The sequence below is a fragment of the Limisalsivibrio acetivorans genome, from assembly GCF_000421105.1.
GTDB lineage: Bacteria > Chrysiogenota > Deferribacteres > Deferribacterales > Geovibrionaceae > Limisalsivibrio > Limisalsivibrio acetivorans.
Genome location: NZ_ATWF01000001.1, coordinates 1,925,731 through 1,940,400, shown reverse-complemented (window position 1 = coordinate 1,940,400; position 14,670 = coordinate 1,925,731). Strand labels below are relative to the sequence as shown.

12 protein-coding genes are annotated in these 14,670 nt (G+C 48.8%); 9 read left to right on the top strand and 3 right to left on the bottom strand.

What is annotated here, in order from left to right; all coding sequences use genetic code 11:
- The first annotated feature begins 18 nt into the window (after positions 1-18).
- The 5 genes from K300_RS0109220 (at position 19) to K300_RS15210 (ending at position 5,720) form a co-directional block, all read left to right on the top strand.
- Complete coding sequence (locus K300_RS0109220) at positions 19-1,473, top strand: menaquinone biosynthesis decarboxylase (protein WP_022851383.1); 1,455 nt, start codon at positions 19-21, stop codon at positions 1,471-1,473.
- Positions 1,446-2,105, top strand: coding sequence for an endonuclease III (nth, locus tag K300_RS0109215; protein ID WP_022851382.1), 660 nt, complete (start codon positions 1,446-1,448; stop codon positions 2,103-2,105). The genes K300_RS0109220 and nth overlap by 28 nt, the downstream gene beginning before the upstream one ends.
- A complete protein-coding gene (gene larC, locus K300_RS0109210; protein ID WP_022851381.1) occupies positions 2,102-3,253 on the top strand; it encodes a nickel pincer cofactor biosynthesis protein LarC in 1,152 nt (383 codons plus the stop codon). Before nth ends, larC begins: the two co-directional genes overlap by 4 nt.
- Positions 3,250-3,774, top strand: a complete 525-nt coding sequence (locus K300_RS0109205) for a cob(I)yrinic acid a,c-diamide adenosyltransferase (RefSeq protein ID WP_022851380.1) — start codon at positions 3,250-3,252, stop codon at positions 3,772-3,774. Before larC ends, K300_RS0109205 begins: the two co-directional genes overlap by 4 nt.
- A 143-nt stretch (positions 3,775-3,917) precedes the next feature.
- Positions 3,918-5,720, top strand: a complete 1,803-nt coding sequence (locus K300_RS15210; RefSeq protein WP_022851379.1) for a GGDEF domain-containing protein — start codon at positions 3,918-3,920, stop codon at positions 5,718-5,720.
- Positions 5,721-5,748: 28 nt separating this feature from the next.
- On the opposite strand, the gene arsB is transcribed toward K300_RS15210, so the two are convergent.
- A complete protein-coding gene (gene arsB / locus K300_RS0109195; RefSeq protein ID WP_022851378.1) occupies positions 5,749-6,789 on the bottom strand; it encodes an ACR3 family arsenite efflux transporter in 1,041 nt (346 codons plus the stop codon).
- Positions 6,790-7,218, bottom strand: a complete 429-nt coding sequence (locus K300_RS0109190) for an arsenate reductase ArsC (protein WP_022851377.1) — start codon at positions 7,216-7,218, stop codon at positions 6,790-6,792.
- Positions 7,219-7,437: 219 nt separating this feature from the next.
- On the opposite strand from K300_RS0109190, the gene K300_RS15205 reads away from it, so the two are divergent.
- From K300_RS15205 to K300_RS17075, 3 genes are all read left to right on the top strand, one after another.
- Positions 7,438-9,207 carry a chloride channel protein gene (locus K300_RS15205; RefSeq protein ID WP_022851376.1) on the top strand — a complete coding sequence of 590 codons (1,770 nt, stop codon included), beginning with the start codon at positions 7,438-7,440 and terminating at the stop codon, positions 9,205-9,207.
- Positions 9,204-11,333 (top strand): ATP-dependent helicase, encoded by a 2,130-nt coding sequence (locus tag K300_RS0109180; RefSeq protein WP_022851375.1) that lies wholly within the window; start codon positions 9,204-9,206, stop codon positions 11,331-11,333. Before K300_RS15205 ends, K300_RS0109180 begins: the two co-directional genes overlap by 4 nt.
- Positions 11,334-12,042: 709 nt before the next feature.
- Complete coding sequence (locus K300_RS17075) at positions 12,043-12,177, top strand: hypothetical protein (protein ID WP_022851374.1); 135 nt, start codon at positions 12,043-12,045, stop codon at positions 12,175-12,177.
- A 926-nt stretch (positions 12,178-13,103) separates the two neighbouring features.
- Here K300_RS17075 and K300_RS0109170 read toward each other — a convergent pair.
- A complete protein-coding gene (locus K300_RS0109170) occupies positions 13,104-13,343 on the bottom strand; it encodes a hypothetical protein (protein WP_022851373.1) in 240 nt (79 codons plus the stop codon).
- A 127-nt stretch (positions 13,344-13,470) separates the two neighbouring features.
- On the opposite strand from K300_RS0109170, the gene K300_RS0109165 reads away from it, so the two are divergent.
- Positions 13,471-14,667, top strand: coding sequence for a pyridoxal-phosphate-dependent aminotransferase family protein (locus K300_RS0109165; RefSeq protein WP_238320644.1), 1,197 nt, complete (start codon positions 13,471-13,473; stop codon positions 14,665-14,667).
- The last annotated feature ends 3 nt before the right edge of the window (positions 14,668-14,670 follow it).

Below are 14,670 nucleotides of genomic sequence, written 5' to 3'. Positions count from 1 at the left end.
CCTTTCAGGAGGTTTAAATTGGCTTATAAAGATCTAAGAGAATTCATAAAACTGCTTGAGAAAAAGGGTGAGCTTGTGAGGGTCACCGAAGAGGTGGATCCGATCCTTGAGATAACGGAGATAACCGACCGTGTCTCCAAAAAGCACGGCCCCGCCATTCTTTTCGAGAACGTTAAGGGGAGCGACCACCCTGTACTCATGAACATGTTCGGCTCAAACGAGAGGATGTGCATGTCCCTTGAGGTGGATACCCTTGATGAAATGGGGGAGCGGATCATTAACCTCATAGATCGTGATACCCCTGAGAACCTCATGGACAAGGTGAAGGCTCTGCCCACGCTCATGGAGCTCAATAAACTTTTCCCTAAGAAGGTGAAGAAGGGGCCATGCAAGGATGTTATCCTGAAGGGCGACGATGTGGATATTACAAAATTCCCCGTACTCCAGTGCTGGCCGGAGGATGGGGGCAGATTCATAACATTGCCCTGCGTCTTCACGAAGGATCCTGTTACGGGTGAGCGCAACTGCGGCATGTACCGTATGCACGTTTACGACCGCAACACCACGGGTATGCACTGGCATAAGCACCACCACGGTGCGGACCACTTCCGTAAGGCGAAGAAAGCGGGGCTTGATAAGATCGAGGTGGCAGTCTCCCTCGGGGCTGATCCCGCCATAACATATTCCGCCACGGCGCCTGCTCCTGAGGGTATCGATGAGATGCTTCTTGCTGGCTTCATCCGCAAAAGCCCCGTGGAGATGGTCCCATGTGAAACCGTGGATCTGGAGGTCCCTGCAAACAGCGAGATCGTGATAGAGGGTTATGTTAATGTGGACGAGCTCAGGCTCGAAGGCCCCTTCGGCGACCACACCGGCTACTATTCCCTCGCAGACATGTATCCCGTTTTCCACATAACCTGCATAACCCACCGGAAGGATGCGATATACCCCTCCACCATCGTGGGTAAGCCCCCCATGGAGGATTGCTACATGGGTATCGCCACAGGCCGTGTCTTTCTCCCTGTGCTGAAGAAGCAGGTTCCTGAAATAGTAGATATGGCTCTCCCTCTGGAGGGTGTTTTCCATAATATAATGTTCATCTCCATAGATAAGAAATACCCTATGCACGCCAAGAAGATAATGAACTTTGTATGGGGTACGGGACAGATGATGTTCACCAAGATGATCGTCATTGTCGATTCGGACGTGGATGTACATAACAACTCAGAGATCCTCTGGAGAATGGGTAACAACGTGGACTGGAAGCGGGACATCGTTGTTATGGAGGGCCCGCTCGATGCCCTTGACCACTCCTCCCCCTATGCCTATTGGGGAAACAAGATAGGTATCGATGCCACTAAGAAGTGGAAGGGTGAGGGTCATGACAGGGAATGGCCCGATGACATCTCCATGGACGAGGATATCGTAAAACGTGTGGACGAGAAATGGAAGGATTACGGTATAGACCTTTAGACAGAGAGCAGAGAGCGGAGGAGTTCATCCGCTTCCTCGATGAAAACTATGCGGGGGCTGACTGCAGCCTCCGCCACGATTCACCCTTTACCCTCCTGACGGCAACCATCCTCAGTGCCCAATGCACCGATGCCCGAGTGAACATAGTAACCGAGACACTATTCAAGAAATACCCGACACCGGCAGATCTGGCGGATGCCGATATTGGGGAGCTCATGGAAGATATCCGCTCCACCGGATTCTATAAAAACAAGGCGAAGAGCCTTAAGGGTATGGCTGGAGCATTGATAGAGAAGCACGGCGGCGAGGTACCCGATACGATGGAGGAGCTCACGGCACTCCCCGGTGTGGGCAGAAAGACGGCAAACGTTATCCTCGGCAACTGCTTTGCCAAGCCCGCCATAGTTGTGGATACCCATGTGAAAAGAATATCAAACAGGCTGGGGCTGGTGCAGAGCAATGACCCCGATAAAATTGAGAAAGAGCTGTACGATATTATCCCCGGAGAGAAGGGTGCGGAATGGTCCCATCAGGTTATCCTTTTCGGCAGGGAAACTTGTACTGCCAGGAAGCCGAAATGCTCCGAATGCCCCATTGCCGAAATATGCCCATACCTTAATGGTGAATTATGAAAACCTTATACATTGATATGCATGCAGGGCTCTCAGGTGATATGTCTTTGGCGGGGCTCATCGGCCTTGGCCTTGAGACGGGAGAGCTTGGGGATATGCTCTCAAGGCTCACAGGAAGGGATATCCAGGTTAGCGTAGAGAATGTTCTGGTGAGCGGTATCTCCGCATGCAGGCTTAGCCTGAATCTCCCCCATGAACATGCCCACAGGCATCTGAGCGATATAGAGGAGATGCTCGGCAACGGTGTACTATCTCAAGATGATGCATTGAGGGCTTTGAAAGTGTTCAGGAAACTTGCTGAGGCGGAGGCGGAGATACACGGCACAACGCCGGAGAAGATCCATTTCCATGAGGTGGGCGCCCTTGACTCCATTGCAGATATTGCGGGCTTCTGCTGGGGTCTGGGCAGGCTGGGTATCGAAAGGATCGCAGTCTCTAAACCGATGCTCGGCCATGGGAGTATAAAGTGCGCCCACGGGATAATGCCCGTTCCGGCACCTGCAACCCTTAAACTCCTTGAGGGGATAGAGGTTATCAGAACGGACGAGCCGAACGAGATCACAACACCCACAGGTGCGGCGATAATATCAGCTCTGGCGGATGAGGTGAGCGTACGTTTCACGGGAAACATTCTACGCTCAACCTTCTCCACAGGGACAAAGGTGCTTGAAACCTTTCCGAATCTCCTGCGGATGATTATATTAGAGGAAGTCGAACTTGAGTCGGTATACGTGCTCAATACGGATATCGATGATGCATCGGGTGAAGATCTCGCCGGTGTTATGGATGCCCTCTCCATAGAGGGGGTGCTGGATATCTCATACACCCCGAGGTTCGGCAAAAAGAACCGACCCGGCTGGCGCATTGAGGCGGTTGTTGAGAAGAAGGGTATAGAGCCTTTAACCGCTTTCATCCTCGAAAGAACTTCCACCGCCGGCGTTAGATACTATCCCGTTCTGCGTAGTATAATGCAGAGAAGGATCGAGAGGGTGGAGGTTTTCGGTTCTGCGGTTTGTGTGAAGGTTCTGGAATATCAGGGTATAATAAAGTTCTCGCCCGAATGGGAGGACTGTCTCAGAGCTTCGAAGGAAACCGGGCGGAGACCCTCGGACATATATACTGCGGCAAAGGGAGTGTTTATAAAATGACACTGAAGAACGGATACATACAGATATATACAGGAAGCGGCAAAGGGAAAACCACCGCCGCCCTTGGCCTTGCTCTCAGGGGAGCAGGGGCTGGCCTTAAAGCATATATGGGGCAGTTTCTCAAAAGTGCGGAGTATTCAGAGCATGAGTACCTTGTTCAGCATACGGGGCTCATCGATGTGGAAACTTACGGCAGCGGAAGCTTTATAGAGGGGCACCCGAGTGAAGAAGACAAGCGTCTTGCCGAGATAGGGCTTAACAGGGCGGAGCGTGCCATGACCTCTGGAGACTATGATATAGTTATTCTCGATGAGTTGAATGTGGCTGTTCATATTGGTCTTTTGTCCGTTGAGTCGGTCCTTGAGCTCATGGAGAAAAGACCCCCGAAGGTCGAGCTGGTGATCACTGGAAGGTTTGCCCCAAAGGAGATGACAGACCGTGCGGATCTGGTCACAGAGATGCGGGAAATTAAGCATTATTTCAGCTCAGGTGTCTCCGCAAGGGATGGTATAGAGAAATAATATGAAAAAATTGTTATATTTCGTTCTTCATAACAATTATATGACATAATAGTGCTAGATCGGGTACTGGTGATGCATGCCCACAGAAAAAGGCCGAATGTGGGAAGCGAATAACTCAAAAAAAGCCCTCTAACAGGTGATATATGCTACCCCGGTTTTGGCAGGAATCTCTTGATAAGCTTGATCATGCCTTTCAGCCCCTCGTAAACCCCTTCAGCGGAGTTACCTTCGCAGTGGAAGCGTTGCTTAGAAACTATGAGCAGTGCGGTTTTGAGAGCGTTGGCGAGTTATTTGACCGTGCCTACAGGGATAATGTACTCTTTGAGCTGGACCTGGTTCTTCGTTCAAAGGCGATGGTAAAGTTCAAGACCGTGGGCGGCTTCTCCAAGATGAAGCTCATGTACAACTATGATGAGCGTACCATTACAATGCCCGATTTTGTTAAGGGGAGAACATTTCAGCTCCTTCAGGAAAACGGGCTTGAGCCGGACTCATTCTGCTTTGAGATAAGCGAGCGGGGGAGAAACGGTATGGCGGCAAGCGCCCAGAGCGTTTTTGAAAACGCCAGAACCTCCGGGTGCCGGATAGCACTGGACGATTTCGGTGCAGGATTTGCAAACTTCGAGCTCTTCTATTACGCCGAACCGAACTTTATAAAGATAGACCGTTTCCTTATACAGGATATTGATACAGATATAAAAAAGAAGAAATACTGTAGTCACATAGTTAGCATGGCGCATTTCTTCGGTATATCCGTTATCGCTGAGGGTGTTGAAACAAGGGGTGAGTTCTTCTCCTGCAAAGAGGTTGGCTTCGACATTGTTCAGGGCTTTTTTATCCAGAGACCAACCCTCAACAGTTTCGATATCAAGACAACGTATTCCTCTATTCAGGAGCTTGACAGCTACGATAAAAGGGACCTCAGCGAGGATGCCTACCTTATCTCGAACGAGATCGTGAAGCTTTCGCCAGTCAATATTAAAGATAAGGCGGACAAGGTGCTTTCGGCTATGCGTGAGCATATGGATGTGCCGGTTGTTCCTGTAACGGATGATGCCGATGTTCCCGTGGGGATAATCAGCGAGAAGGATCTGAAGGAATACCTTTACATGCCCTACGGAAAGGAGCTTCTGAATAACCGTTCTCTCACGGTAAATATCCGAAAGTTTGTTAGCAGATGCCCCATCGTGGAGATCAATGTACCCATTGAGAAGATCCTTGAGCTTTTTGTTTCCAACAAGGATGCGGATGGCGTGATTATCACGAAAGGCCTTAAATACTTTGGCTTTCTCACCGCTCAGTCACTCCTTAATACCCTTAACGAGAAGAACCTCGCCTTTGCGAGGGATATGAACCCGCTTACCAAGCTCCCCGGAAACAACCTTATCAATGCTTACCTTAACGATGCTTTCAAAGACGGGAATACGCAGTATTTTCTCATATACTTCGATTTCGACAACTTCAAGCCTTTCAATGACCGCTTCGGTTTTCGTCAGGGTGACAGGGCCATTATCCTTTTCTCTGATATACTTAAGAAAGATTTCAGCGGTAAGAATGAGTTCATAGGACACGTCGGCGGTGATGATTTTTTCGGTGGGATGTCCTGTTCCGGCATGGAGTGCAGCAACATCGTTGCTAAGATAAAGAAAACTATCCGTAAATTCACCGATTCCGTGGTATCTTTTTACACCGAGGATGAGGTGGACACTGGCCACTATACCGCAAAAGACAGGTCTGGAAACATCCAGAGCTTTAACCTTCTGAGTGTTTCTGCAGCGATAATCGAGCTCCCCCCGGGCGACCGTGCCCACACACCCGACCAGATCTCCAATATCCTCGCCGACCTTAAAAAGCAGGCTAAGGCCAGCGATGACAAGATCGCTATCGCCAGCATGGGCCAGAAGGAGATTACCATCGTTAAGGGTGTGCAAAGCTCCATAGCCTGAGCCTCTTCACGGAGCTAACTTATAAGACCTATCCCGTACCAGCGGCTTTGTACCATCCAGCACTTCTGACGCATATCGAGCATACGGAAAGCATTACAGGAACCTCCACAAGAACGCCTACCACCGTTGCCAGTGCGGCGCCGGATTCCGGTCCGTACAGAGATATAGCTGTAGCCACAGCGAGCTCGAAAAAGTTACTCGCACCGATGAGGGCACCCGGTGAAGCCACGTTGTGTCGTATTCTAAACCTGCGCATCAGCCAATATATAAGCCCGGAATTGAAGTAAACCTGCAGCAGTATAGGTATACTAAGCAGAAGAACATGGAATAAGCGGCTTGTGATATTTTCCGATTGAAAGGCAAAGATGAATACAAGCGTTGCCAGCAGTGCGGAGATTGAGAGGGGCTGAAAGAAAGGGACGAAGCTGTTCTCGAACCATTCCTTACCCTTTGTCTTTATTACTGCACCCTTTGCCGCCACAGCACTGATAAGCGGAACCGCTACGAATACAGTCACAGAGAGAAACAGCACGTTATAGGGAACACTGAGATCAGAGGTTCCGGAAACTAGAAACTTAACTATGGGGGCAAATGCAAAAAGCATGATAAGATCGTTCACCGACACCTGAACAAGGGTATAGCCGGGATCACCCTTTGTTAGACTGCTCCACACGAAAACCATGGCGGTGCAGGGTGCCGCAGCAAGGATTATGAGACCTGCCATATATTGATTGGCCAGCTCCTCTCCAATAAATGGAACAAAAAGGACCTTAACGAAGAGATAGCCGAATAATGCCATGCTGAAGGGCTTAACCAGCCAGTTCACCGCCAGAGTAATCAGCAGACCCGCAGGGTTCTTTCCCGCATCCTTAACAGAGGCAAAGTCCACCTTGAGCATCATCGGGAAGATCATGAACCACATCAAAACGGCGATGGCGAGGTTTATGCCTCCGCCTATCTCTAGAGAACGCATCGTATCTGTAAACCCTGGGAACATCTCGCCAATGAAGACGCCTGCCCCCATGGATAGAGCCACCCATAGTGTCAAATATTTGCCGAAAAGTCCCATCTACTCACCCTTTATCCTCTCGATAAGATCAAGAACACGCATCTTAATTGTGTCCCGTACAGCGATAGTTTTTTCCAGCTTCTGTTCATCCGTTCCTTCAGCTGCGGATGGGTCCTCAATGCTCCATACAAGCTTGTCCTTGATAGTGGGGAATATGGGGCATCTCTGTGCGGTCAGCTCATCGCAAACTGTTATAACATAGCTGTATTGACGACCCTCCTTGAAAAAGTCGAAAACGGACTTTGTCGGGTTGCCGCTGATATCTATGCCATCGAGCTTCATCGCCTCAACGGCGAAGGGGTTAAGGTTACCCGGTGTCAATCCGGCACTCTCAGCATCAATAACATCCGAGCCTAATTCATTAGCATATGCTTCTGCCATCTGGCTTCTGGCCGAGTTGTGTACGCACACAAAAAGTATCTTAGTCATGGTGACCTCCTTTTTTATATTTCTATAATAATAGAAATAATGATTAATGCAATATTATTAGTGTTATCGAAATGTTAGATCTTTGGTTCGAAAATAGAACGCTAAAAGCTGTTTGGTACATAAAAGTCAGATTGTGGTCATATACCCCTTGAAATCTCCATCACAAGGGAGTAGTGTTCAGAGCCTGAGCATTAAAGTAAGGCGTTCCATGGTGCAGTTATGGACATAAGAAGAGAGCTATTAGGCGGACCGCACTCAAAGAGGCGGCGGTTCGGCAGATTTCTTGATGGTCACGAGGACCTATATATGGTGATCATCGCTGTAATAATCGGCCTGCTGGCCGGATACGGCAATATCATCTTCCGTTGGATGATAGGCTTCTTTCAGGGGCTTTTCTACGGAAGCCGCTCGGAGTTTATCCTCGAAACACTCAACAACACACCCTTTTATAAGATTATCCTGATACCGGCCATCGGCGGGCTTATGGTGGGGCTTATCTCCATCATGTTCAAGTTTGCCAAGGGGCATGGTGTTCCGGACGTTATGAAGGCGATAGCAATGAACCGGAGCATATCCCCCGCCATCGCCATCATTAAGTCGCTCTCATCAGCCATAACCCTCGGTTCAGGAGGTTCTGCGGGTAGAGAGGGGCCCATCGTGCAGATCGGTGCGGCCATCGGTTCCGGGGTAGGGCGTTTCTTCCGGTTCTCCACCAGCCGGATGAAGGCCTCCGTTGCATGCGGTGCCGCAGGCGGACTAGCGGCGACATTCAATGCCCCCATAGGGGGTGCGATGTTTGCTGCCGAGGTTCTTCTCGGGGAGTTCGGACTCAAAACATTCAGTCCAATCATCATCGCATCGGTTATAGCAACCGCCGTTTCCAGGGCGTATCTGGGTCATGAGGTAACCTTCGAAGCCCCAGTTTATCACCTCGAAAGCGCCTTTGAGCTCCCTCTTTATGCGCTTCTAGGTCTTCTATGCGCAGTGGTGGGGGTATTCTTCATAAGAACCTTCTATTTCTTTGAGGAACGCTTCGAGAGCCTCGACATACCCTCATGGAGCAAGCCGGCTCTCGGTGGTCTGCTTATGGGTACACTGGCCGTTTTTTCCCGAGATATCATGGGTGTCGGCTACGACACGATTATAAAGGTCCTCCATGGCGAGGTGGGTATGATCCTCCTCGTCATAGTCTTTCTCAAGATACTGGCCACCTCCTTCACGCTGGGCTCTGGAGGCTCCGGCGGTCTTTTCGTTCCCTCACTTTTCATCGGTGCGGTGACCGGAGGTTTTTTCGGCTGGCTTATGCACTCACTCATGCCAGGGATGACAGCGGACAGCGGAGCCTACGCCCTCGTTGCAATGAGTGCCATGCTTGCCGCAACCATGCGGGCGCCTCTCACAGCGATACTTATCATATTCGAGATAACCCAGAGCTATACCATCATTCTCCCCCTCATGCTCACAGCGATAATAGCCAACATCGCTGCAAACTGGATCGAGAAGGAGTCCATATTCTCATGGATACTAACGAAGCAGGGGATACGCATCAAGCGGGGGCTTGAGGAACAGGTACTCGATTCCATATATGTTCGTGATGTTCAGTTCACCGATGTTACCTCCTTCCATGAAAACACCCCCTTTCGAGAAGTGATGGAGGGTATACAGACGGCACCCCAGAGCTACTTCCCCGTTCTTGACAACAGCGAACACCTTGTCGGCATGCTTTCTCTGGACGACATCAGGGGAGTGATCTTTGAGGAGGGGCTTGAGGATATTGTTGTTGCAGGAGAGATATGTACGAAACAGGGGGTGATTTATCTTTATCCGGATGATACACTTACGGTTGCCATGGAAAAGATGGGACGCAAGGATCTGGGTGCACTCCCCGTTGTGGAAGAGGATGGCGAGGGCTACAGGGTCACAGGCCTTCTGCGTAGAAGCGACCTGATACTTGCCTACAATAAAAGAATAGCAGCGATGAGAGAATGATAGATTTTAAGAACGAACTTAACGACGGACAATACGCCGCAGTAACCAGCACAGAATGCCCTCTGCTCGTTCTGGCAGGAGCCGGAACGGGGAAAACAAGGGTTATCACATACAGGATCGCATACCTTATAAAGGTCTGTGGGATACAACCGGACAACATCCTCGCCGTAACATTCACAAACAAGGCGGCGGAGGAGATGAAAACAAGGCTTTTCGGCCTTGTGGGCCCTTCGGCGTATAGCGTCTGGATGGGCACGTTCCACTCCATATGCCTCCGCCTTCTCCGGCGAGATGGCCATCTGGTTGGTTTGCAGGGGGGCTTTGGTGTCATCGATCAGGACGACAGGCTCTCGCTCATGCGTTCAGTGGTGAAAGATCTCAAGATCGACCACAAGAAATATCCGCCAAAACAGTATATGCACCGAATAAGCTGGTTTAAGAACACCAAGCCCTATGTTGATTCCATGCCACCCGATGCGGCTACCTTCCACAGGCTGGACGAGGTTTTTAATGAGTATCAGCACAGGCTGGACCAGCAATATCTCATAGATTTCGACGATATGCTCGCCCTGACCATACGCATGCTGCAGGCTAACCCGCAGACAAGGGACCACTACCGGAGTATATTCAAGTATATCCTTGTGGATGAGTATCAGGATACGAACGGAATACAGTTCCTGTTCCTGCAGCTTCTTTCCGGAGAGAACGGAAAGATCTGTGTGGTAGGGGATGACGACCAGTCTATCTACGGCTGGCGTGGTGCGGATATTCGAAATATCCTTGAGTTCGATAAGCATTTCAGCGGTGTTGAAACCGTTAAGCTCACAGACAACTACCGAAGCACAGCGGATATCCTCGCAAGAGCTAATTCACTCATAAACAACAACAGGATGCGTAAAGGGAAGGAGCTTGTCCCCTTTGTTAAGGAAGAGGGGACCGTTGAGTACCGTTCCGCCATGAACGAAGCCGCAGAGGCGGAGTTTGTTACGTCCACCATCGAGAAATACATGGAGGAGGGACACTCCCTCAAGGATACGGCAGTTCTTTACAGGACCAACGCCCAGTCACGTAACTTCGAGGTAAACCTGAATAAAAAGGGGATACCGTATAAGGTGATCGGCGGCACAGCATTCTACCAGAGGCGGGAGATCAAGGATATCCTCAGCTATCTCCGCTTCTTTGATAACGCATACGATACCGTCTCCTTCGCACGAAGCCTCAAATTCCCCGGCAGGGGAATAGGGGATGGAACCATAGAGAAACTCCGCCGTTACTCCATATCGAATGGAATGAATCTTCTCGAGGGAACTAAGAACATGGGGGGCTCACTCAGCGCAAATATGCGTAGAGGGCTAGAAGGCTATGTCAGGCTTATGGACCATCTCGCAGGCCTCGGGAAGGTAAGCGATATGGTGAACGATATCATAGAGATGACAGAATATAAGGAGTACCTCAAAAAGTTCGAGAGTAAGGAGGAGGCAGAGAAGAGGGCAGGAAACATAGACGAACTTTTCAACGCCGCCGTCGCCTTCGAAGAGGCAAACCCCGATGGAACACTCACCGACTTCCTCGCCACAACATCGCTCACAACATCAACGGATGAGGATACCGGCGATAGGGTCAGCCTTATGACAATACACTCCGCAAAGGGGCTTGAGTTTGATGTTGTCTTCCTCACAGGGCTGGAAAACGGGCTTTTTCCTCTACATTCCAGTATAGACGAGCCGGAGCAGATGGAGGAGGAGCGAAGACTGTGCTATGTCGGTGTTACCAGAGCCAAAAAGCATCTCTATGTCACTAATGCAGAAAACCGTATCATTTACGGTAAGCGTAATATGACCACCCGCTCCTATTTTCTTGATGAAATGGGATTCAAAGAACCCGAATGGTTCCGTGCAAAATCGCCGTCCTTCGCAAATAGCAAAGTTAATGTTAAAAAGCCAGGCAACAAAAAATCGGGTGGAAGTACAGGTAAAGCGGGGAAAAGGGTCCAGCATGAGAAATTCGGCGAAGGTATTATTATCTCCGTGTCAGGAGATGGAGCCAGCGAAAAGGCGGAGGTTTTCTTCAAAGACGCAGGCGGACTTAAGAAAATCGTCACTTCATTTCTTACTTTTCTAGATTGAAATTGCAGTATTAGGATATACGTAAGGGATGCTTTTTTGGGAACAAACCACCCACAATCTATCTGAATACATTCCCATCCATGGAATATTCCATAGATTAGTAAAACTAAGAACGCAGGGAACTTTTTAGGGAACAAAGTTCCCCGCACCCCTCAAAAACCCATTTTGAAGATAAATATAATGATTGATGTGTAGTACGCTTTAATCCATGAAAGCTTATGCTAATAACACATTTGAGGTTGATACGTAAAAGGCTTCCAAGGATGGAAGCCCTGAAGTGAAGAATATGGAGCTATGCTTCATATTCTGTAACGGAAGTAAGCGGAGCGAAGGCTTTGCCGAGTGTAGCGGCAGGGAAATTCTCAGGATGATGAATTTCCCTGATATTAATTAGCAGCTTCCTTCTCACTTACGCAAGCGAGCTTTCATCCATGAAAGCTAATGCAAATCATACGTTTAAAGGTTGATATGTAACAGGCTTCCATGGATGGAAGCCCTGAAGGCGAAACTAAATTGAATTGTATTCAATTCATGTAGCCGGAAGTAAGCGGAGCGAAGGCTTTGCCGAGCGTAGCGGCAGGGAAATTATCAGGATGATGAATTTCCCAGATTAGTTTAAGGGGAAAATTTTAGGGAAAACTTTCCCCTTAGAATCCCCTTAAAAACCCATTTTGGGTTTTTTATAAAGGTTGAAGCGGATAAAGCCAACATGGATGTTGGCTCTGAAGTGAAGAATATGGAGCTATGCTTCATATTCTGTAACGGAAGTAAGCGGAACGAAGGCTTTGCCGAGTGTAGAGGCAGGGAAATTCTCAGGATGAAGAATTTCCCAGATATATCGTAGCCGGAAGTGCGAGAGAGCGGGTCTCCCCCGCTCGAACAACAATGGAATTTCCATGAATGGCAAATTCCATATATTTAATCGGTAGCTCTAACGTTTACACCCAAGAGAAAACAACGTGAGACGTGAAAAGGTATTTCATAAATTGGAAGACTAGTAGCCAACGACTCATTTGGCCTTAAAAGCTCTTAATCTTCCCCGAATGTTTTGCAGCCGAATGAGCTCTTTTGGAACCGCCCGGAAGTTTTGGCCGCACGTGACAGGTGAGGTAGTTCTAAATATTGAATACTGGAATGTGTGAATAGCGGCTACACTCCTCAGCATCAGCAAAACTTCAGGTGAAAAAGGAGTGAAATGAGGGAACCACCATCTCTTACGAATTTATGATAATAAATGAGTAATAATGGGGGCTGGAAAACCCTGAGGGAATAGTTTTGCATACTTTTGCGCCAAAAGTATGGCGTGCTTTAGCACGAAACACATAAATTAGTGACTAATTTCGCATTAAATTAAGTAAAAATAAGACTAAGGGGAAAATTTTAGGGAAAACTTTCCCCTTAGAATCCCCTTAAAAACCCATTTTGGGATTTTTATAAAGGTTGATACGCAACAGGCTTCCATGGATGGAAGCCCTGAAGGCGTAGCTGAATTGGGCTCTGCTCAATTCACGCAACCGGAAGTAAGCGGAGCGAAGGCTTTGCCGAGCGTAGCGGCAGGGAAATTCTCAGGATGAAGAATTTCCCAGATAGGATCAGTCTGGCTTCCATGGATGGAAGCCCTGTAGGCAAAACTAAATTGAATTGTATTCAATTTATGTAGCCGGAAGTAAGCGGAGCGAAGGCTCTGCCAAGCGTAGCGGCAGGGAAATTCTCAGGATGATGAATTTCCCAGATTAATAAAGACCAAGGCAAATTCCGTAGATTTGTAGGTCAAAATATTGCCTTAGTCACAATGTTCTTGAGACTTTCCAGAGTATCAAGCTTAACAATCCTCTCACCACCCAGTACAACTGCCGGCGGATTAACTATTCCGTATTTCGAGGGCACACCCTCCTCGGAGGTATCAATGAGCTTAACTTCTACCTTAGAGCCGTACTTATACTTTATCTCTTCTGCGAGTTCCGGTGTTTCCTTGTCGAGATCGCCGTCGTAGAGTATTTCTATGAGCATTTTTCCCTCCTTTTCAGCATTAACAGGTTCCGTTGGTATTAAGTAACTACTGCTATTAATAATAAGCCCCAATGACCCGATTTTCCAGTTTAATCCATCTGACAATTGCCTTTATTGACTATGCCCCTTGGCTGTAGTATTCTCTAACTTTGACTTCCACGAGGTGAATGAGAATATGCTCAAGAAATACCTTCTCGCTCCCGGGCCTACTCCAGTGCCTGAAAGCGTTCTTCTTGAAATGGCCAAACCGATACTTCACCACCGTACAGATGAATTCTCCTCTATTTTCGACAGCGCCGCAGAAAGGCTACCGAAGCTTTTCGGCACTGAGGGAGAGGTTCTTATGCTTGCCGGAAGCGGTACAGCCGCCATGGAGGCTGCTGTTGTAAACACTCTCTCTCCAGGCGACCATGTACTTGTGGTCAATGCAGGAAAATTCGGCCAACGGTGGCGTGACATATGCAATGTATTCGGCATGACCGTTTCCACAATAGATCTTGAATGGGGCGAATCCGTCAAGGCGGAACAGATCGAGGAGTTTATTAAGGAGAATCCCGATACTAAAGCTGTCCTTCTGCAGGGTAGCGAGACCTCCACAACAGCCTGCCACCCTGTTAAAGAGATCGCCTCTGTAACCTCTGCCACAGACGATACGCTCCTCATAGTTGACGGGATTACTTCTGTTGGTGTTTATGACACACGTATGGATGAATGGGGTATCGATGTCCTTGTAACTGGCTCCCAGAAAGCCTTTATGCTCCCTCCGGGACTCGCTTTTATTGCACTGAGCGACAGGGCATGGGCCAGAGCTGAGAACGCATCTATTCCGAGATACTACTTCGATCTGCGCAAAGAGCGTAAGACTCAGCAGAAATCTACCACCGCTTATACACCGGCTCTCACCCTTATCATCGGGCTTAACAAGGTTCTTGATATGCTCTTCGAAGAGGGTCTTGAGAATGTCTACAGGCGGCATCAGGTAAATGGAGATGCCACACGTGCAGCAGTCAAAGCCCTTGGCTTTGAGATGCTTGCGAAGGATAATCCATCCAATGCGGCGACTGGCTTTTATCTCCCCTCTGAACTTGATGGAGGCGCATTTGTGAAATTCATGCGTGAGAAGGTCGGTGTGACCTATGCAGGGGGGCAGGATCACCTTAAGGGGAGGATCCTGCGGATTTCCACACTAGGCTACCACGACGTTTTTGATACAATAACAGCCGTTTCCGCTCTGGAGATGGGGCTTGTCCGCTTCGGTGCGGATATTGAGCTCGGCAAAGGGGTTTCAGCGGCACAAAATATACTTAAGGATTACATCGGATAGGTT